This window comes from Streptomyces chattanoogensis (assembly GCF_001294335.1).
In the GTDB taxonomy this organism is placed as follows: Bacteria; Actinomycetota; Actinomycetes; order Streptomycetales; family Streptomycetaceae; genus Streptomyces; species Streptomyces chattanoogensis.
In genome coordinates this window covers 63322-82937 of the sequence record NZ_LGKG01000142.1, presented here as the reverse complement: position 1 = coordinate 82937, position 19616 = coordinate 63322, and the positions used below count along the sequence as shown (strand labels likewise).

13 protein-coding genes are annotated in these 19616 nt (G+C 73.6%); 9 read left to right on the top strand and 4 right to left on the bottom strand.

Going from position 1 to position 19616, the window contains the following annotated elements:
• Positions 1 to 185: 185 nt before the first annotated feature.
• On the bottom strand, positions 186 to 1739 hold the full coding sequence (locus tag ADL29_RS21560) for a S41 family peptidase (protein ID WP_053925250.1): 1554 nt from the start codon (positions 1737 to 1739) through the stop codon (positions 186 to 188).
• 209 nt (positions 1740 to 1948) lie between these two features.
• On the opposite strand from ADL29_RS21560, the gene recN reads away from it, so the two are divergent.
• From recN to ADL29_RS21540, 4 genes are all read left to right on the top strand, one after another.
• Positions 1949 to 3685, top strand: a complete 1737-nt coding sequence (gene recN / locus ADL29_RS21555; RefSeq protein WP_053925249.1) for a DNA repair protein RecN — start codon at positions 1949 to 1951, stop codon at positions 3683 to 3685.
• 272 nt (positions 3686 to 3957) lie between these two features.
• The gene (locus tag ADL29_RS21550; RefSeq protein ID WP_053925248.1) at positions 3958 to 4746 is read left to right on the top strand and encodes a hypothetical protein; all 789 of its coding nucleotides are present in this window, start codon (positions 3958 to 3960) and stop codon (positions 4744 to 4746) included.
• 464 nt (positions 4747 to 5210) lie between these two features.
• Positions 5211 to 6371 carry a glycosyltransferase family 4 protein gene (locus ADL29_RS21545; RefSeq protein WP_053925247.1) on the top strand — a complete coding sequence of 387 codons (1161 nt, stop codon included), beginning with the start codon at positions 5211 to 5213 and terminating at the stop codon, positions 6369 to 6371.
• A 229-nt stretch (positions 6372 to 6600) separates the two neighbouring features.
• A complete protein-coding gene (locus ADL29_RS21540) occupies positions 6601 to 7275 on the top strand; it encodes a LysE family translocator (protein WP_053925246.1) in 675 nt (224 codons plus the stop codon).
• A 33-nt stretch (positions 7276 to 7308) separates the two neighbouring features.
• Here ADL29_RS21540 and ADL29_RS21535 read toward each other — a convergent pair whose 3' ends face one another.
• Both ADL29_RS21535 and ADL29_RS21530 read right to left on the bottom strand, forming a co-directional pair.
• Complete coding sequence (locus ADL29_RS21535; protein ID WP_053925245.1) at positions 7309 to 8943, bottom strand: PucR family transcriptional regulator; 1635 nt, start codon at positions 8941 to 8943, stop codon at positions 7309 to 7311.
• Between the two features lie 125 nt (positions 8944 to 9068).
• Positions 9069 to 10115, bottom strand: coding sequence for a LacI family DNA-binding transcriptional regulator (locus tag ADL29_RS21530; protein ID WP_053925244.1), 1047 nt, complete (start codon positions 10113 to 10115; stop codon positions 9069 to 9071).
• Between the two features lie 222 nt (positions 10116 to 10337).
• Between ADL29_RS21530 and ADL29_RS21525 the strand changes: the two genes are divergently transcribed.
• On the top strand, positions 10338 to 11306 hold the full coding sequence (locus ADL29_RS21525; RefSeq protein ID WP_245689567.1) for a glycoside hydrolase family 16 protein: 969 nt from the start codon (positions 10338 to 10340) through the stop codon (positions 11304 to 11306).
• A complete protein-coding gene (locus ADL29_RS21520; protein WP_053925243.1) occupies positions 11303 to 12472 on the top strand; it encodes a beta-1,3-glucanase family protein in 1170 nt (389 codons plus the stop codon). The genes ADL29_RS21525 and ADL29_RS21520 overlap by 4 nt, the downstream gene beginning before the upstream one ends.
• 45 nt (positions 12473 to 12517) lie before the next feature.
• Here the strand turns inward: ADL29_RS21520 and ADL29_RS21515 are convergent, their stop codons facing one another.
• The gene (locus ADL29_RS21515; RefSeq protein WP_053925242.1) at positions 12518 to 14329 is read right to left on the bottom strand and encodes a glycoside hydrolase family 15 protein; all 1812 of its coding nucleotides are present in this window, start codon (positions 14327 to 14329) and stop codon (positions 12518 to 12520) included.
• Between the two features lie 422 nt (positions 14330 to 14751).
• Here ADL29_RS21515 and ADL29_RS21510 point away from each other — a divergent pair, with 422 nt between their 5' ends.
• The 3 genes from ADL29_RS21510 (at position 14752) to ADL29_RS21500 (ending at position 19485) form a co-directional block, all read left to right on the top strand.
• Complete coding sequence (locus ADL29_RS21510) at positions 14752 to 16422, top strand: CTP synthase (protein ID WP_053925241.1); 1671 nt, start codon at positions 14752 to 14754, stop codon at positions 16420 to 16422.
• A gap of 103 nt (positions 16423 to 16525) precedes the next feature.
• A complete protein-coding gene (locus ADL29_RS21505) occupies positions 16526 to 17152 on the top strand; it encodes an NUDIX domain-containing protein (protein WP_046928737.1) in 627 nt (208 codons plus the stop codon).
• Between the two features lie 170 nt (positions 17153 to 17322).
• On the top strand, positions 17323 to 19485 hold the full coding sequence (locus tag ADL29_RS21500; protein WP_053925240.1) for a tetratricopeptide repeat protein: 2163 nt from the start codon (positions 17323 to 17325) through the stop codon (positions 19483 to 19485).
• The last annotated feature ends 131 nt before the right edge of the window (positions 19486 to 19616 follow it).

Genomic DNA, 19616 nt, shown 5'->3' with positions numbered 1-19616 from the left:
CTCCGTCTGGGCCGTTCCTTGATCCCCCGGAAGCCGGGCTGCATCGCACGGCGCCGGAGCGGCCTGATGGCGGAGCTCTTGGGACATTTCGGAAACGCCGGGTGGGGTCCCCAGCGCTGGTCGGGAGGCCGTCGCGGGCCCGGCCGTTGATCCCCCCCCCGTACGGCCATGGGCGCGCGGCGCCCCTAGGGCCGTACGGCCTTGGGTGCGCGGCCGTTCAGGAGCGCGCGGGCTCGGGTGAGTGCGGAGTCGCGCCGGGCATCGAGCTCCTTGTCGCTGAAGACGGGTGTCCGGATGGCCGGGGGTATGCCGGGGCCGTCGAAGGTGCGGCCGTCGGCGGTGAGGAATTCCTCGTTGGGCAGGCCGAACGTCCAGCCGTTGGGGAGGGTGCGGTCCAGGACGTCGGAGAAGACGCCCTGGGTGGGCTGCCCGATCCGGGTGGGGGCGGGGGCGCGGCCCATCACGGACTGGGTGAAGGTCTCGCCCGCGCTGATCGTCAGCGGCCCCGTGAGGACCGTGACCGGGCCGGTGTAGACGGGGCCCCGGTACGGGTGGATCCGTATCGGCTGGGGCCGGGTGAACTTCTCCGGGGCCGACGGGTGGTTGCGCGCCCGCTTGGCATAGGCGAGATACGGGCGGCCGGTGAGCCGGGAGGCGATCCGCAGGCCGAGCGGGTCCGCGCCGCCGCCGTTGAGCCGCAGGTCGGTGACGAGCCCGCGCAGGGCGGCCGGGCCTTGCGTACGGGCCCTGGTGAACACGGAGTCCAGGGCGCGGTCGAGCGCGGCGACATCGCCGGCGTAGTCACCCTTCTCGGTGTAATCGGCGAACTGCGTGATGCGGAAGTAGCCGATGCGGCCGGGGAGATCGGCGTAGGAGAGCTTCCCCTGTGCCCAGTGGCGCTGAGTGACACCGGGGCCGAGGTTCGCCGCTATGGCTCTGTCGGTACGGGCCGCGGATTCGGGGGTGGGCAGCACCGTACCGGGGCGCTTGCCGGCGTAGTGCCGGCCGCGGCCGGCGGCGATGTGGGTGTGCGCGTCGTGCAGCGGCTCGATCATCGCGCGCAGCACCGCGAACAGTTCGTCGTCGGTCGTCTTCGCCGTGATGCGGGGTCGGTACCGCTCGCGGACCGCCGTCCAGTCGATCTTCTTCGCGCGGAAGAACGGGTAATTCTCGGCGTAGGTCCGCCAGAAGACGTCGAAGACCGCACGCGGGTCGCGGGACGGGCGCTCGGCGCAGCGGGCGGGCAGCGCACCGATGCGGTGCAGGGTGCGCCGGCCGACGTTGTCCGCGATCGCCAGGCCGGCGCGGCCGGGTCCGGACGGGCTCACGGTGAGGGGCGCGGCGTCGAAGGGGGCACCTTCCTGGCCCTCAAGGCCTTGGGGGACGGTGAACCGGCTGCGTCCGTGCGCGTCGGGCGCACCCGCGCGGGTGCCCGTGACGCCGCCGGGGAGGCAGCTGACGGCGGTCGCCTCGTACGTCCGCAGGCTGCGGCCCTTGATGGCGACCAGGGTGCCGTAGCCGTCCATCCGCCAGACGCCTTCCAGGGCGCCGGCCGCTGCCGGTCGCGCCGCCGCGGCACGGCCCCGGGGACCCGCGTCCGCCCCGCGGCCCGCTGTGGACGGGGCGGTGCAGGCGGCGGTCGTGGCGAGGGCGGTGAGGACGGTGAGGACGGTCATGCCCGTCAGGAGGAGGGGCGCGGGGCCGGGACTGCGGGACCGGCGGCGGTCGGCGAGGCTCATGAGAACTCCCTTCGTTGCTTTCGTGACTCAGCGTGACGGACGGGTGCGGCCCCGCACCATGTGGAAGTCCTCAGACTTCGGGTGGGGTTTTCCGCAGGGCGCGGGCCAGGCGTTTCCCCAGTCCGTTGCGCGAGGGACAGGAGGAGACAGGGGGAGGCCGTCGCGGGGCGGCCCCCGGACCTCGTAAGGTCGTATCCGTGTTGGAGGAGATGCGGATCCGGTCCCTGGGCGTCATTGACGATGCCGTTGTCGAGCTGTCCCCGGGTTTCACGGCGGTGACCGGCGAGACGGGCGCGGGCAAGACCATGGTCGTCACGAGTCTCGGCCTGCTGCTCGGCGGGCGCGCGGACCCCGCCCTGGTGCGGATCGGTGCCAAGTCGGCGGTCGTCGAGGGAAGGGTCGCCATCGGACCAGGGGCCCCCGCGGCCGTACGGGCCGAGGAGGCCGGCGCGGAGCTGGACGACGGTGCGCTGCTGATAAGCCGTACCCTCTCCGCCGAGGGCCGCTCACGCGCGCATCTGGGCGGCCGGTCCGTCCCGGTCGGCCTGCTCGGGGAGCTGGCGGACGACCTGGTCGCCGTGCACGGCCAGACCGACCAGCAGGGCCTGCTGCGCCCGGCCCGGCAGCGCCAGGCGCTGGACCGCTACGCCGGGGACGCCGTCGCCGTCCCGCTCGCCAAATACGGCGCCGCCCACAAGCGGCTGCGCGCCGTCGCCGCCGAGCTGGAGGAGCTCACGACCCGGGCGCGGGAACGCTCCCAGGAAGCCGATCTGCTCCGCTTCGGCCTGGACGAGATCGCCGCCGCCGAACCGCAGCCGGGCGAGGACACCGAGCTCGCCGCCGAGGCCGAACGGCTGGGCCACGCCGAGGCGCTGGCCTCCGCCGCGACCGCCGCGCACGCCGCGCTGGCCGGCAACCCCGAGGACCCCGAGGACGTCGACGGCACCACCCTGGTCGCCGGCGCCCACCGCGCGCTCGACGCCGTACGCAGCCACGACCCGGCGCTGTCCGCACTGGCCGACCGGCTCGGCGAGATCGGCATCCTGATGGCCGATGTGGCGGGCGAGCTGGCCAGTTACGCGGACGGCCTGGACGCCGACCCGCTGCGGCTCGCCGCGGTCGAGGAGCGGCGCGCCGCCCTCAACCACCTCACGCGCAAATACGGCGAGGACATCGCGGGCGTCCTGGCCTGGTCGGAACGGAGCGCCGCACGGCTCGCCGAACTGGACGGCGACGACGACCGGATCGGCGAGCTGACCGCCGAACGGGACGCCCTTCGCGCAGAACTGGGCGAACTGGCGCAGGAGTTGACCGATGCCCGGACGGCCTCCGCCAAGCGGTTCGCCGACGCGGTGACCGCCGAACTCGCCGAACTGGCCATGCCGCACGCCCGGGTGAGCGTGCAGATCCGCCAGACCGAGCTGCCCGCCACGGCCGACGCGGCCGACGGCATCGAGGTCGGCGGCCGCACGGTGGCCTACGGGCCGCACGGCGCCGACGAGGTGGAACTCCTGCTCGCCCCGCACCCGGGCACCCCGCCGCGCCCGATCGCCAAGGGCGCGTCCGGCGGTGAGCTCTCCCGGGTGATGCTCGCCGTCGAGGTGGTCTTCGCCGGGTCCGACCCCGTACCGACCTACCTCTTCGACGAGGTCGACGCGGGCGTCGGCGGCAAGGCGGCCGTCGAGGTCGGCCGGCGGCTGGCCCGGCTCGCCAGGTCGGCGCAGGTCGTGGTGGTCACCCACCTTCCGCAGGTCGCGGCGTTCGCGGACCGCCAGCTCCTGGTGGAGAAGACCCACGACGGCTCGGTCACCAGGAGCGGGGTCACCGTCCTGGAGGGCGAGGAGCGGGTCCGTGAACTCTCCCGGATGCTGGCGGGCCAGGAGGACTCCGAAACGGCGCGGGCGCACGCCGAGGAGCTGCTGGAGACTGCGCGTACGGGGCGCTGAGGGGCGCGCTCAGGGGCGTACGGGCCAGGCGGGGCGCACGGCGGCGGTGGGGAGCACGGCCGCGGTGGGGAGTGCGGGCCGCGGCGTCGCCGGGCGGATATCCCTTAAGGGTCGTTCGAACGGATCCCCTAGGGGATGCGAGGGCCCCTTGCAGGCCTCCAACGCGGCGGGGCGGGAGGGATATTCCCGGTCCCCGGGACGAGTCGGGCACGGCGCTCTGCCTAGGGTGGCGGGGAGTTGAGCCCGGCACGGTGCCGGGGGAGGGGAGCGACATGGCGGCGGCACGCGGCAAGGTGCTGGGGCGGATCTCGTCGATGCTCGGGGCGGCGGGGGCGACGCGGGCCGCGTACGGGGTGCTCGGGAAGCGTCCGCCGGGTGGCGCCGTCCTGTGGGACCGCAAGAACTACGCGGGGCGGACCGTCCACCTGCACGCCGGGCTCGCCACGGCCACCGGTACCGCGCTCGCGGCCGTCACCGCACCGGGACTCTCCGCCCGTACCCGGGGCGCCACGGCCCTCGCGGTGCTGGCCGCCGGGGGCTGCGGGGCGTACGACGATGTCTTCGGCGTCGGCGACACCCGGCGCGGATTCCGGGCGCATCTCTCGGCGCTGCGCCAGGGGGAGGTCACCAGCGGGACGGTGAAGCTGTTCGGTATAGGTGCCGCCGGGCTCGCCGCCGGCGCACTGCTGAAGCGGCACCCGGCCGACAAGCTCCTCGCCGGTGTGGTGATCGCGGGCTCGGCCCATCTGGTGAACCTCCTCGACGTCCGGCCGGGCCGGGCGACCGGCGCCGTCCTGGCCCTCGGCGCGCCGGGGCTGCTGCGCCGCGGAGAGGCCGGGGCGCTGTCCGCCGCGCCCATGGGAGCCGCGGCCGCGGTCATCGGCGACGACCTCGCGGAGCGCACGATGATCGGGGACGCCGGGGCGCACGCGCTCGGCGCGGCCCTCGGGCTCGCCATCGTTGCCGGGAACGGGCGCAAGGGCCTCGCCGCGCACGCCGTGGGCCTGGTCGCCGCCGCGGCGGCGGGGGACCGGGTCAGCCGGGCCGTCGCCGCGATCTGAGGAGCGGCGCCGCCGGGGCGTCACGGCCCGGGGTGCGCCCTGGAGCCGCCGGGGCGCACCGCCGTCGAGCAGCGCGCCGTGGGGACCGCCGGATCCACCCCCGACGACGACTTCCGGCCGTCTCTTCGGGCCTGCGGCAGCCGGGGAGCGGCTCAGGTATCGCCCATGTGGGTGATCCCGCGGCGCCGGGGGCGATCGATCCCACCGGAACGGCGTCCGGACGGTGCCGAACCGGTGCCGCGGGGCTGGCATCCTGGGCGCGGTGCGCGGTGCGCGGTGCGCGGTGCGCGGTGCGCGGTGCGCGGTGCGCGGTGCGCGGTGCGCGGTACCGGGCGCGCTCGTGCCGTCCCGCCCGGTCGGGGGACGTCCCGCCCGCCACCGGCAGCCTGCCGCAGCGCCTTGTAGTACTCGGACCGCGCCACCGGTACGGTCCTACCGTCCCCCGACCCAGGAGCCCCGACCTCGTGACCAGCACCCCGACCTCGTCGCACGGGCAGTCGCCGCTGCGCACGGTCCAGGTGCTCGGGCACGGAAGCGCCGGCAGCGCGGCGCATGTCCGCTCGCTGGCCGAAGGGCTGGTCGCCCGCGGGGTACGGGTCACGGTCTGCGCCACGGCGGACGCCGAGCAGGCCTACGGCTTCACCGCCGCAGGCGCACGGTTCGCGCAGGTCAGCCCGCGGATGGACCCGGCGGCAGTGGCCTCGCTGCGCAGCGCCTGCTGGGACGCCGACCTGGTGCACGCACACGGACTGCGGGCCGGGCTGCGGGCCACGATGGCGCTGCGCGGGCTGCGCGGTCCCCGGGGCGCGCGTGTCCCCCTGGTCATCACCTGGCACACCAAGGCGCACTCCGAGGGCGCGCGGGCCGGGCTCGTGCATCTGATGGAACGGAGGGTGGCCCGCGCCGCCGCCGTCGTCCTGGGGGCCTGTTCCGACCTGGTGGACCGGGCGCGCGAACGGGGCGCGCGCGATGCCCGGCTGGCGCCGGTCGCGATTCCGCGCCCCCGTCCGGGCCGCGCCCCGTCCGAGCCCGAGGACCATGACCGGATGCGGCGCAAGGAACGGGCCGAACTGGGCGCGGTGGACCGGCCGCTGCTGCTCGCGGTCGGCCGGCTCGAACCGCATCACGGCCACGACCTGCTGCTCGACGCGGCACACGCCTGGTGCTCACTCGACCCGCAGCCGCTGCTCGTCATCGCGGGCGAGGGCGAGCAGCGGGCCGCGCTGCAGCGGCGCATCGACGCCGAACGGCTGCCCGTCCAGCTGCTCGGCCGCCGCGACGACGTGCCCGAACTCCTCGCCGCCGCCGACCTGGTGGTGCTGCCCAGCCGCTGGGAAGCGCGGTCCCTGATCGCCCAGGAGGCACTGAGGGCCGGTGTCCCGCTGGTCGCCACCGACACCGGTGGCACCCGCGAACTGGTGGGCCCGGCCGCGGAACTCGTCCGCTACGGGGACGCCGCCGCCCTGGCCCGTAGCGTCCTCGGCCTCCTCGCCGATCCCGTACGCCGCGATGCGCTCGCCGCGGCGGGCCGTAGCCAGGCGGCCGAGTGGCCGACCGAGGACGACACGGTTGCGCAGATCCTCAGCGTGTACGACGAGTTGACCGAGCCGCTGCTGTCGCTCTAGGGGCGGTCGAACAGAACCCTTAAGGGTTGGTCGAACAGATCCCCTAGGGGATGCGTGGGCCCCCTGCGGGTCCACAACGCGGCGGGGCCCGGGCGGTATTCCCGCGGTGCTCGATTTCAGGGCCGGTTCAGGGCAAGGCCGCCGGACAATGCCGCCGGACGGGGGTGCCGGACAACACCGCCCGGATAGGGTCGTCCGGAATCGGATTCTCGTACGACAGGAGATCGCCGTGACCGCTGCGGTACTGGGCTTTGCGCTGTTTGCCCTGTTGATGACGATGACTCCTGGCCCGGACACCCTGCTGGTGCTGCGCAACTGCGTGCGGGGTGGACGGCGCACGGGTGCGGCCACGGCTCTCGGTGCCGCGATCGGGTCGCTCGCCTGGGCGGCCGCCGCGGCGGTCGGGCTTGCGGCGGCGCTGCAGCGGTGGGACGCGGCGTTCACGGTCGTACGGCTGGCGGGCGCGGCCTATCTGGTGGTGCTGGGCGGGCAGGCGCTGTGGGCCCAGCGGCGGGTCGGGGCGGCGACGGCGTCGGGGGCCGCGCCCCTGGAGGCGGAGGCAGAGACGGAGGCGGGCGGACGTTCCGCCGCGCGGCTCAGCTCCGTACGTGCCTTCCGGCAGGGGCTGTTGAGCTGTCTGCTCAACCCCAAGGTGGGCATCTTCTTCGTGGCCGTCGTGCCGCAGTTCCTGCCCGAGGGGCACTCGGTCCTGGGGGCCACGCTGCTGCTCGGGGCCGTCGACGCGGTCATAGCGGCGGGCTGGCTGCTGCTGGTCGTGGTCTGCGCGGGCCGGCTGCTGGACCGGCTGCGGCGCCCCCGGGTGCACCGCAACCTGGAGCGCACGACGGGCGGGGTGCTGGTCGCGCTCGGCGCCGGCACGGCGGCGGAGACGGTCGCGGGGTAGCCGGACGCGGGCAGCCGGGAGCCCGGACGGGTGCTACGGGCGGTCCGTATGGCGCCTTGCGCGCAGGGCCAGGCGCAGGCCCAGCACCGTCTGGGGATCGTCCAGGTCGGTGCCCAGGAGCTGGGCGATGCGGGCGAGGCGGTCGTAGAGGGTCTGGCGGTTGACGTTCAGGTCGCGGGCGGTCTCGGCCTTGCGGCCCGCGCTGGCCAGGTAGGCCTCCAGAGTGGGCAGCAGCGGCTGGCGGGCGGTGCTGTCGTGGGCGAGGAGGGGGCCGATGGCGCGGTCCACGAAGTCGGCCAGGACGCCCTGTTCGCCGTGTTCGCGCATGCGCCACAGCAGGAGTTCGATGTCGAGGCGGCGGGCGTCGTACCAGGGCTGCTCGGGAAGGCCCGCGGCCGCGGCCGCAGCCTCCGCCGCATGCCGCAGTCCGGAGCCGGCCGCCGCCCAGTCGCCCGCCGTACCGACGACCACCACGGGGCGGGGCGCGGTGGGCCGGTCGAGGCCCGCACGGACGACTCCGGCGCGCAGGGCCTCGGCGATACGGTCGGCGAGCGCCGCGCGGTCCTGGCCCGCGCGCAGCGCCACCAGCATCGGGACGCGGCTTTCCACAGGCCGTACGCCGAGGAGCACCGGCACCCCGGGCGCGGCGAGTTCCTCGCGCAGCGCCTGGGCGAGGACGGCCCAGCTGCCGGGGCCGGGGAGGCCGGCGGGCAGCCGCATGACGACCGGGAGGACGGGGTCCGGGCCGGGCCGGAAGCCGAGCAGCCGGGCCTGGACCGGGGCCTCGGCCGCGGAGATCCGGCCCTCCGCCAGGTCGGCGAGGAAGTCACCGCGGCCCCGTGCGGCCAGCACCTCCTCCTGGCGGGACTGGAGCATGACGACGGCCAGGAGGTCGGCGGCGCGTTCAGCCGCGATCCGGTGGACGGGGGCCAGCGGGGCGTTGACCGGGAGCAGGACCAGGTGGGCGCGGACCGCGTCGGGACCGTGGCCGCCGCCGGGGATGTCGATGCGTACGCCGGTGTCGCGCAGGCCCTCCCAGGCCAGCAGGGGGTCGGCCGCGCCGGGGCCCTCCTCGTCGCCGCTGCCCGGGCCCGCTGCGTAGAGCGGGCTGCCGTCGGGGGCCTCCAGGCAGAGGGGGTTGCCGGTGAAGTCGGCGAGCAGCCGCAGCACCTCGGGCGTGCCGCCGCCGCGCAGCAGCACATCCGTACAGCGGCGCAGGATCTCGTCGGCCCGGCGCAGCAGCGCGTAGTGGCTGTTGACGATCTCGGTGTGGATGGCCTCCGTGACGGTGACGTAGGGGACCTCGCGGTGCAGCTGGATCAGCGGCAGGCCGCATTCCCGGGCGCTGTCGATCAGCGCCGAGGGCAGCGATGCGAAACGAGAGCCGAGCTCCACGACGAGAGCGGCGATCTCGCGGTCGGCGAGCTTGCGGATGAAGGCGCGCTGTTCGGACGGCCGGGCGCCCAGTCCCAGGCCGGTGGTCAGCAGCAGCTCGCCGCCCTTGAGCAGTGAGGCGATATGCGGTACTTCGCCCGCATGCACCCACCGAACCGGCCGGTCCAGCCGGTCCTCACCGGCCAGTACCTCCGGCAGGCCGCGCCGCAGCGCGGGCAGTTCCAGTGCCCTGCGTACCGTGATCTCGGCTTCGATTTTCGCTTCCGGCCCCATGGCGACGAACGGTACCCGCAGTCCGCTATCCGGAGGGGCACGGTCCGGATGGCAGCACCCCCGGCACACCGGCCCCGCCCCGCCTCCCGGTACCTGCGGTAGGCCCCGTCCGCCCCCGCCGCCCCTCACGAGGACTCGCGCACCACCAGCCGCGGCTCCGTGATCACCGGTGCGAGGTCCGGGCCCGCCCCCGTCCCCCCGGCCCCCAGCCGCCGCAGCAGCAGCCGGGCCATCAGGCGGCCCATCTCCTCCACGTCCTGCCGCACCGTGGTCAGCGGCGGGTCCGCCCAGGCCGCGGGCTCGAGGTCGTCGTAGCCGACCACCGCCACATCGTCCGGCACCCGGCGTCCGCGGGCCCGCAGCGTGCGCAGCGCGCCGTTCGCCATCAGGTCGGAGCAGACGAAGACGGCGTCCAGGTCGGGGGCGGCATCGAGGAGCCGGGCCATGGCGTGTTCGCCGCCGAGCGCGGTGAATCCGCCGTCCGCGATCAGCCCCGGGTCCGGATTCGCGGTGCCCAGGGCATCGCGGTAGCCGTCGAGGCGGTCGAGCGCGGAGGTCTGGTCGAGCGGGCCGGTGATCACGGCGATCCGGCGGCGGCCGCGGCCGAGGAGATGCCGTACGGCCTGACGGGCGCCGTCGCGGTTGTCGGTGTCGACGTACAGCGGCCGCGGCGCGCGGTCGGCGCCGGGCCAGCCGGGGCGGCCGCCGTAGACGGTGGGCAGTCCGGCGCGCTCGGCCATCGCGGGCAGCGGGTCGTCGCCGTGCAGCGAGAACATCAGCGCGCCGTCGGCATGCCCGCCCGCCAGATAGCGGCCGATGCGGGCGTAGTTGTCGCGGTGCTCGACAAGGAGAAGGACGAGCTGGGTGTCCGCGGCCGAGAGCTCGTGGCTGATGCCGCGGAGCTGGCGGCCGAAGAACGGGTCGGTGAAGATCCGGGTCTCCGGCTCGGCGATGATCACGGCGACCGCGCCGGTACGCCGGGTGACCAGGGAGCGGGCCGCGCTGTTCGGTACGTAGCCCAGCTCGGCCACCACCTGCCGGACCCGCTCCCGGACCGCGTCCCGGACGCCCGTACCGCCGTTGACCACGCGGGAGACCGTGGCCCGGGAGACTCCGGCGCGGGCCGCCACGGCCTCCAGCGTCGGTCGTGGGCCCTTCGGGTCGGACACCATGCAACTCCTTTTTCCACGCGGTGACTTGACGGTGTGCCGTCGAGTCGGCAGGGTTCACGGGGCACGGGATGAGAGCGCTCTCATCCCGTAGTGCCCCACGGAACTCCTCACTACCCCCCACCGTGCCGAGGAGAGACTGTCATGAGCATGAATGTCCCCGACGTGAATGTCATGGGCATGAGAAAGAAAGCTCCGAGAAGGAGGGCCTCGCGAAGGAGAGCGGTGCTCTTCGCCACGAGCACCGCACTCGTCACCGCGTACGCCCTTGCACTCCCCACGGCCTCCGCAGGGGAAGCCACCGCCCCCACAGCCGCCCCCGCCCCCCGGGAGGCCGCCTTCCAGGAGGTCTGGCGCACCGACTTCGACGGCGCCGCCGGAGCGAAGCCCTCCGCCGACGACTGGATCACCGACACCGGCACCGGCTACCCGGGCGGCCCGGCCAACTGGGGCACCGGCGAACGCGAGACCTACACCGACCGCCCCGAGAACCTCCAGCTCGACGGCGCCGGCCATCTCAGGATCACCGCACTGAAGGACGGCGCCGACTGGACCTCCGGCCGGATCGAGACCCGCCGCACCGACTTCGCCGCGCCGGCCGGCGGCAAACTGCGCATCGAGGCGAGCATCCGGATGCCCGATGTCTCCGGGGACGCCGCACTCGGCTACTGGCCGGCCTTCTGGACGCTCGGCGACGCCTACCGGGGCAACTACCAGAACTGGCCGGGCATCGGCGAATTCGACGTCATGGAGAACGTCAACGGCATCAACAAGGTCTGGGGCACGCTGCACTGCGGCGTCAGCCCGGGCGGACCGTGCAACGAGACCCAGGGCAAGGGGAATACCCGCGACTGCCCGGGCACCGCCTGCCAGGCCGGATTCCACACCTACGCACTCGAACTCGACCGCACCGACGGTGCCGCGGAATCCCTGAACTGGTACGTGGACGGACAGCGCTACCACACCGTCAACGCCTCCGAGATGGACGCCGACACCTGGGCGAAGGCCACCCACCACGGCCACTTCCTGCTGCTCAACCTCGCGATGGGCGGCGCCTTCCCGGACGGTGTCGCGGGCACCGCCACCCCCACCGACGCCACCCGGCCGGGTGCCTCGCTGCTCGTCGACCATGTCGCCGTATCCGTCGCCCAGCCCGCCCCGGCCCGTACCGCACGCCAAGGAGCCGCCTCGTGATCACCCGCCGCACCCTGCTCGGCGGACTCGCCGCCGGCGCCGCCACCGCCTCCGGACTCGCCCTCGCCGGCCGCGCCGCCGGCACCCAGGCCCCCGCGGGCCGGGCCGCCGCGGGTCTGCCCCTGCACATCGTCAACGCCTCGGGGGAGTACGCGAATTCCTCGGTATGGGTCTATATCGTCGGCAACGACGGTACCCAGCAGGTGCATGTCACCCCGGACGGCGAACTCAAGCCCGTCGCACTCGCCGACAACGGCCCGGACGGCTTCACCGACTACGCCATACCTCTCGCGGCCACCGGCACCACCACGCTCCGGCTGCCGCAGATGTCCGGCCGGATCTACACCGCGCTCGGCGCCAAGCTCAGGTTCAAGGCTGTCGAGGACGGCAACGGGAAGGCGGCCCTGGCCTATCCGGCGGGCTGGGTCGCGTCCGACCCCAATTACGACGTGCTGCACGACTGCGCCGAGTTCACGTACAACTCCGGCGGCATGTACTGCAACACCACCATGGTCGACATGTTCAGCGTCCCGCTCGCGATCAAGCTCAGCGGCGCCAAGGAGCAGACCACCGGCACACTCAAGGACGGCGCTCGCGCCAAGGTCTTCGCCGATGTCAGGGCGTCCGAGGGGTTCGACCGCCTGGTCATCGGCGACAAGCGGGTCATCGCGCCGGGGCACGGCCTGGACAGCGGGCTGTTCGGGAAGGACCACCTCGCGCCCGCCATCGACGAGGCCTGGGCCGCCTACGCGTCCAAGGACCTCACCGTCACGACGAACGCGGGCACCTTCACCGGCCGGGTCAGCGGCGGCAAGCTCACCTTCACCGGGCCCGGCACGGTGTCGTTCGCCAAGCCGTCCACCCGCGACGTCCTCTTCTGCGACGGCACCCTCGCCGCCCCGAACGACGGCACCCTGGGCCCGGTCGCCGCCGTCCTGGGCGCCGCCCTCAACCGCTCCACACTCGCCGCACACGCCGCCCAGCCCACCACCGACCCGGCCGCCTTCTACCAGGAGCGGCTCACCAACCACTACGCCAAGGCCATGCACGCGGCGACCCTGGACGGCAAGGCGTACGGCTTCGCCTTCGACGATGTCGCGGGATGGGCCTCGTACATCGAGGACGGCGCCCCGAAGGAGCTGACGCTCACCCTCACCCCGTTCTGAGCCGGGGTGTGCGGCGGGCCGCAGGATCGAGGCCCGCCGCTCCCGTCAGCCGCCGTACGCCCCGCTCGCCGTCAGCCGCAGCGCCGTGTCGATCAGCGGGACGTGGCTGAACGCCTGCGGGAAGTTGCCCACCTGGCGCTTGAGCCGGGGGTCCCACTCCTCCGCGAGCAGTCCCAGGTCGTTGCGGAGCGAGAGCAGCTTCTCGAAGAGCTTGCGGGCCTCCTCCACCCTGCCGATCATCGCCAGGTCGTCGGCGAGCCAGAAGGAGCAGGCCAGGAACGCGCCCTCCTCGCCCTCCAGACCGTCCACGCCGAGGTCGTCCTCGCCGGAGGTGGGGTAGCGCAGGATGAACCCGTCCTCGGTGGACAGCTCGCGCTGGATCGCCTCGATGGTGCCGATGACGCGCTTGTCGTCCGGCGGCAGAAAACCCATCTGGGGGATGAGGAGCAGCGAGGCGTCCAGCTCCTGGGAGCCGTAGGACTGGGTGAAGGTGTTGCGCTCCTTGTCGTAACCCTTCTCGCAGACGTCGCGGTGGATGGTCTCGCGCAGGTCCTTCCACCGCTCCAGCGGGCCGTCCACATCGCCCGACTCGATCAGCTTGACGGTGCGGTCGACGGCGACCCAGGTCATGACCTTGGAGTGGACGAAGTGCCGGCGCGGCCCGCGGACCTCCCAGATGCCCTCGTCGGGCTGGTCCCAGTGTTTCTCCACCCACTGGATCAGCTTGATCTGGAGGAGGGAGGCGTAGTCGTTACGGGCCAGACCGGTCATGTGCGCCAGGTGCAGGGCCTCGGTGACCTCGCCGTAGACGTCCAGCTGGAGCTGGCCCGCGGCGCCGTTGCCGACCCGCACCGGGCTCGAATTCTCGTACCCGGGAAGCCAGTTGAGTTCGTTCTCGCCCAGCTCCCGCTCGCCGGCGATGCCGTACATGATCTGGAGGTTGTCCGGATCGCCGGCCACCGCCCGCAGCAGCCACTCGCGCCAGGCCCGCGCCTCTTCGCGGTAGCCGGTGCGCAGGAGGGAGGAGAGGGTGATCGCGGCGTCGCGGAGCCAGGTGAAGCGGTAGTCCCAGTTGCGGACGCCGCCGATGCACTCGGGCAGGGAGGTCGTCGGTGCGGCGACGATGCCGCCGGTCGGCGCGTAGGTGAGGGCCTTGAGGGTGATCAGCGAGCGGACCACCGCATCGCGGTAGGGGCCGTGGTACGTACAGTGCTCGACCCACTCGCGCCAGAACTCCTCGGTGGCCTCCAGCGCCGCCTCCGGCTCGGCCAGGGCGGGCGGCTGGTGGTGCGAGGGCTGCCAGCTGATGGTGAAGGCGATCCGGTCGCCGGGGGAGACGGTGAAGTCGGAGTACGTCGTCAGGTCCTTGCCGTAGGTCTCGGCCTCGGTGTCCAGCCATACCGAGTCCGGGCCCGCGACGGCGACGGTGCGGCCCTCGCGCTTGTGGACCCAGGGCACCACCCAGCCGTACGCGAACCGCATCCGCAGCTCCGAACGCATCGGGACGCGGCCGCTGACCCCCTCCACGATGCGGATCACCTGCGGCGCCCCGTCGCGCGGCGGCATGAAGTCGATCACCCGGACCGTGCCGCGCGGGGTGTCCCACTCGGATTCCAGCACCAGGGAGTCCCCCCGGTAGCGGCGGCGGTCGGCGGGCCGGGGACCGGCGCCGGGGCCGTAGGCCGGGCCCATCCGCCAGAAGCCGTGCTCCTCGGTGCCCAGCAGTCCCGCGAAGACTGCGGGTGAGTCGAAGCGGGGCAGGCACAGCCAGTCGACCGTGCCGTCCCGGCACACCAGAGCGGCCGTCTGCATATCGCCGATGAGTGCGTAGTCCTCGATGCGCCCGGCCACGTGCATCTCCCGTCGAACTGGAGTCACGCCCCCCATGGGACGTATGTACTGTCCGTCCTGCCCATGAAACTTCGCCGAGCAGCGGGACCGGAAATCGGGCGGGGGTGGTGCCTTCCCGGGCGGCTCGTTAGCGAGTGTCCGAGCAGGATACGACGCAGATGAGCGATCCGCGCGACGCTCGCGAGGAGTGGAATGGTCCGATCGGGTGGGCTGTGTCACGCCGTCGTAACCATGCGCGACGACCCAAACGTCACCCTGCGTGGGCGGGCGCGACCATGCCCGGTCGCTGATAGCCTGGTACCCCGTGGACCGGTGGGATCCAGCAGTAGTCACGGCACCCCCGAACCGCAGCGACGGCACCCCTGGAACACCAGGTCCGGCCGCTTCGCACCTCTCCACCTCGCGACCACGGGAGCTCCCTCTTGGCCATGCCGCCCACATCTACGACGACCAAGCACCTCTTCGTCACCGGGGGCGTCGCCTCCTCGCTCGGCAAGGGGCTCACCGCCTCCAGCCTGGGTGCGCTCCTCAAGGCGCGCGGCCTGCGGGTCACGATGCAGAAGCTCGACCCCTATCTGAACGTCGACCCGGGAACGATGAACCCGTTCCAGCACGGTGAGGTCTTCGTCACGAACGACGGTGCCGAGACCGACCTGGACATCGGCCACTACGAGCGTTTCCTGGACGTCGACCTCGACGGCTCCGCGAACGTCACCACCGGCCAGGTCTACAACACCGTGATCGCCAAGGAGCGCCGCGGCGAGTACCTGGGTGACACCGTGCAGGTCATCCCGCACATCACCAACGAGATCAAGCACCGCATCCGGCGGATGGCGACCGACGACGTCGACGTCGTGATCACCGAGGTCGGCGGCACGGTCGGCGACATCGAGTCGCTGCCGTTCCTGGAGACCGTCCGCCAGGTCCGCCACGAGGTCGGCCGCGACAACGTCTTCGTCGTGCACATCTCGCTGCTCCCCTACATCGGCCCGTCCGGTGAGCTGAAGACCAAGCCGACCCAGCACTCCGTCGCGGCGCTGCGCAACATCGGTATCCAGCCCGACGCGATCGTGCTGCGCGCCGACCGCGAGGTGCCCACCGCGATCAAGCGCAAGATCTCCCTGATGTGCGACGTGGACGAGGCGGCCGTGGTCGCGGCCATCGACGCCCCGTCGATCTACGACATCCCCAAGGTGCTGCACGCCGAGGGCCTGGACGCGTATGTCGTGCGCAAGCTCGACCTGCCGTTCCGTGATGTGGACTGGACCCAGTGGGCGGATCTGCTCGACCGCGTCCACAACCCCGACCACGAGGTGAAGGTCGCGCTGGTCGGCAAGTACATCGACCTGCCCGACGCCTACCTCTCGGTCACCGAGGCGCTGCGCGCCGGCGGCTTCGCGAACAAGGCGCGCGTGAAGATCAAGTGGGTCACCTCCGACGACTGCCGGACCCCGGCGGGCGCCGAGGCCCAGCTCTCCGACTGCGACGCGGTCTGCATCCCCGGCGGCTTCGGCGACCGCGGTGTGGACGGCAAGGTCGGCGCCATCACCTACGCCCGTGAGAAGAAGCTGCCGCTGCTGGGCCTGTGCCTGGGCCTGCAGTGCGTGGTCATCGAGGCGGCCCGCAACCTGGCCGGCATCGAGGGCGCCAACTCCACCGAGTTCGACCCGGCGACGGCCCACCCGGTCATCTCCACCATGGCCGAGCAGCTGGACATCGTCGCGGGCGAGGGCGACATGGGCGGCACGATGCGGCTGGGCATGTACCCGGCCAAGCTCGCCGAGGGCTCGATCGTGCGCGAGACGTACGACAACCAGCCCTACGTCGAGGAGCGCCACCGCCACCGCTACGAGGTCAACAACGCCTACCGCGGTGAGCTGGAGAAGAAGGCCGGACTGCAGTTCTCCGGCACCTCCCCGGACAACAAGCTCGTCGAGTACGTCGAGTACCCGCGCGAGGTGCACCCCTACCTGGTCGCGACCCAGGCGCACCCGGAGCTGCGTTCCCGTCCGACCCGCCCGCACCCGCTCTTCGCCGGGCTGGTGAAGGCGGCCGTCGCACGACAGGAAGCTGCGCGCAAGACGGGTGCCGCGAAGTAGCGGACACCGCGACGGATACGGTTGCCGGGGTGCGGCCTCGTTCTGCGAGGCCGTGCCCCGGTTGCGTTGGCACAGGCACGGCACATACAGGAGGACGCGCGTCATGGCGATCAAGGACACCCCGGAGGAGTGGACGGTCACCGCGACCGCGACGCCGTTCACCGGGAACAAGACCAGCGTGCGCACCGACGAGGTCGTCATGCCCGACGGCGGCACCGTCAAGCGCGACTACCAGGTCCACCCCGGCTCGGTGGCCGTGCTCGCCCTCGACGACGAGGGCCGGGTGCTGGTGCTGCGCCAGTACCGCCATCCGGTACGCCAGAGGCTGTGGGAGATCCCGGCCGGGCTGCTCGACATCCCCGGCGAGAACCCGCTGCACGCCGCCCAGCGCGAGCTGTACGAGGAGGCACACGTCAAGGCGGAGGACTGGCGGGTGCTGACCGATGTCTATACGACGCCGGGCGGCTGCGACGAGGCCGTACGGATCTTCCTCGCCCGGGATCTGTCCGCGGCCGAGGGGGAGCGGTTCGAGGTCTCCGAGGAGGAGGCCGACATGGAGCTGGCGCGGGTGCCGCAGGACGAGCTGGTGCGCGGGGTGCTCGCCGGTGAGCTGCACAACAACTGCCTGGTGGTGGGGGTGCTGGCGCTGACCGCGGCGCAGGCCGGCGAGGGCCTGGACGCGCTGCGGCCGGCCGACGCGCCGTGGCCGGCCCGTCCCTTCGAGGCCTGACCGGCCGCTGACCGGTCGCTTTCGTAACCGGTCTGATGATCTTCTGTTCCGATCGAGTGACCAACCGCCCCGCTGAGCGCGGCCGGTGACGGGTCGTGAACTACGCTCGGCAGCGTTCCCGTCGGCGATCTCGGCGGGCTCGTACGCGCAGCTGGACAGGAGCGTGGCCGGTGACGGATCAGGCGGTGGGCGGCGGGCAGCTCCCGCCGGAGGAGAAGCACCGGCCGGCCGGGGGTGCCGCGGCCGCGCCGTCCCGGCGGGCATCGGGGCCCCGCCGGGATGGTGCTCTCACGGTCACCGTTCCCGCGCCCGCCGCCGCGCCCCCCGCCGTCCGGATCTCCGGCCGCCGCCGCGAGCTCAAGGCGCTCCGCGCCGACATCGAACGCACCGGCCTGGACACCCTCACCGGCCGCCGGGGCACCCGCAGCCGCGTCCTGCTGATCGCGGGCCGGCCCGGATCGGGCCGTACCGCGCTCGCCGAGGCGCTGCTGCGCGAGCTCGCCGCCGACTATCCCGACGGTGTGCTGCGGGCCGTGCTCACCGGCCGGGACGGGGTACCGGCCGCCACCGACGCGATCGCCCGCGAGCTGCTCGAGGCGCTCGGCACCCATGCCCCGCCCGGCGCCGCCGAGGACGAGCTGAGCGAGCTGCTGCGCGATGCGCTCGCCGGCCGCCGCGCCCTGCTGTTCCTGGACGACGCCCCGGGCGCCGAACAGGTCGAACCGCTGCTCCCGGACGCCCCGGACTGCCTGGTCGTGGTGGTCTCCCAGGGCCCGCTGACCGGCATCCCCGACGTCCGGCCGTGCACCCTCGGCGGCCTGGACGCCGCGGCCGCGGTCGACGTCCTCGCCCGTTTCGCCGGGCCGACCCGGATCACCGTCGATCCCCGCACCGCCGACGCGGTCGCCGAGGAATGCGCCGGCCAGCCCGCCGCCCTGGTGCTGGCCGGTGGCTGGCTCGCCGCCCGGCCCAGGTCCTCGCTGGCCGATCTGCACCAGGCGCTGTGCGACGTACCGCTGCCCGAGGGTCTGTCCACCGCCGCCCGCCCGCTGTACCGCGCCTTCCGCCTCGCCTACGACGCGCTGCCCGCACCCGCCGCCCGGATACTGCGGCTGACCGTCCTGGCCCCCGGCGGCCTGGTGGACGCGCACACGGTCGCCGCGCTGGCCGGCTGCTCGGTCGGCACGGCCGGGGCCGCGCTGCACGAGTTCACCGCGCTGGGCATGCTGCGGCCGGGCGGGGGACAGGACGGGGCACCCGACGGCGCCGCGGGGCACCCGCGCTACCGGCTGCCCGGCTGTCTCGCCCCGCTCGTCCGCGAGCTGCTGGAGGACTGCGAGCGGCCCGCCGAGATCCAGCTGGCCATCGCCCGGATGCTCCAGCGGACCGTACGGCTGCTGGTGTCGTGCCGGGCGATGAGCGAGGAGCCCGGTTCGCCCGCCCGCCAGAAGGTCGCCGGGCTGCCGCGCTCGCTGCGCTTCCCCTCGCGGGCCGCCGCCGCCGACTGGCTGCGCGGCCGCCGCGGCGTGCTGCTGGACGCCGCCCGGATCGCCGTCGCCGACGGTGAACTCGACACGCTGGACCGGCGGTTGATGGCGGCGCTGACCCGTACGCTGCTCGCGCACCAGGGGCCCGAGGCGGCCGCGCCCGACCTCTACGCGCTGCACGGGCTGGTCCTCGAGGTGGCCCGGCGGCGCGGGCTGGCGCGCGAGCAGGCCGCCGCGCTGCTCAACCTCGCGGACCTGGACGCGCAGGCCGGACGCACGGATGCGGCGCTCACCCGCTACCGCGGCGCCCTGGAGGCGGCCCGCTCGGCGGACGATGCGGTGGCCACCGGCCGGGCGCTGGAGTCGCTGGGCGGTATGTACGGCGAGCGGGGGGACTGGCAGCGGGCCGCGGACTGGTACGGACGGGCGCTGGAACTGCGGCTCGCCCGCGGGGAGCGGGCGGACGCGGCGCGGCTGCACGGCCGGATCGGCGGCGCATACGCCCGGGCGGGCCGGTGGGACGAGGCGCTCAAGGCGTGGCGGACCGCCACGCGCACCTACCGCAGGGCGGGTGATACGGCGGGCCAGGCGCGGGCGACCGGTGAGCTGGCCCACGTCCTGGAGTGCGCGGGACGCCCCGAGGAGGCGCTGCGGGCCTGCCGCGAGGCGCTCGAGACCGTCCGGAAAGCGGGCGACGGACTCCTGGAGGCGGCACTGCAGCTGCGGATTGCGGACACCCTCGAGCGGCTCGGCGACCCGGCGGCGGCCCGGCTCCACCGCGCCGCCGGGGAGCGGCTCCTCGAAGATCACTCCGCCGCCACCCCAGCAGACCTACGAAATCGGTAGTGGTGCTCACAAGAATTATTGCTTTACAAGGCTAGACAAGAAGAGCTCCTTCAATAGACTGGGTGGGCCGCGTACGGCGCGGTCAGTTCCGTCATGCAACGCATGAGGGGATAATTCCTCCTGCAAGCTCT

What these genes read in the sequence shown, in the direction of transcription:
- ADL29_RS21505 (WP_046928737.1), top strand. Translation starts at nt 16,526, where the DNA reads ATGGCGATCAAGGACACCCCGGAGGAGTGGACGGTCACCGCGACCGCG.
- recN (WP_053925249.1), top strand. Translation starts at nt 1,949, where the DNA reads ATGCGGATCCGGTCCCTGGGCGTCATTGACGATGCCGTTGTCGAGCTG.
- ADL29_RS21515 (WP_053925242.1), bottom strand. Translation starts at nt 14,329, where the DNA reads ATGCACGTGGCCGGGCGCATCGAGGACTACGCACTCATCGGCGATATG.
- ADL29_RS21550 (WP_053925248.1), top strand. Translation starts at nt 3,958, where the DNA reads ATGGCGGCGGCACGCGGCAAGGTGCTGGGGCGGATCTCGTCGATGCTC.
- ADL29_RS21560 (WP_053925250.1), bottom strand. Translation starts at nt 1,739, where the DNA reads ATGAGCCTCGCCGACCGCCGCCGGTCCCGCAGTCCCGGCCCCGCGCCC.
- ADL29_RS21510 (WP_053925241.1), top strand. Translation starts at nt 14,752, where the DNA reads ATGCCGCCCACATCTACGACGACCAAGCACCTCTTCGTCACCGGGGGC.
- ADL29_RS21535 (WP_053925245.1), bottom strand. Translation starts at nt 8,943, where the DNA reads ATGGGGCCGGAAGCGAAAATCGAAGCCGAGATCACGGTACGCAGGGCA.
- ADL29_RS21530 (WP_053925244.1), bottom strand. Translation starts at nt 10,115, where the DNA reads ATGGTGTCCGACCCGAAGGGCCCACGACCGACGCTGGAGGCCGTGGCG.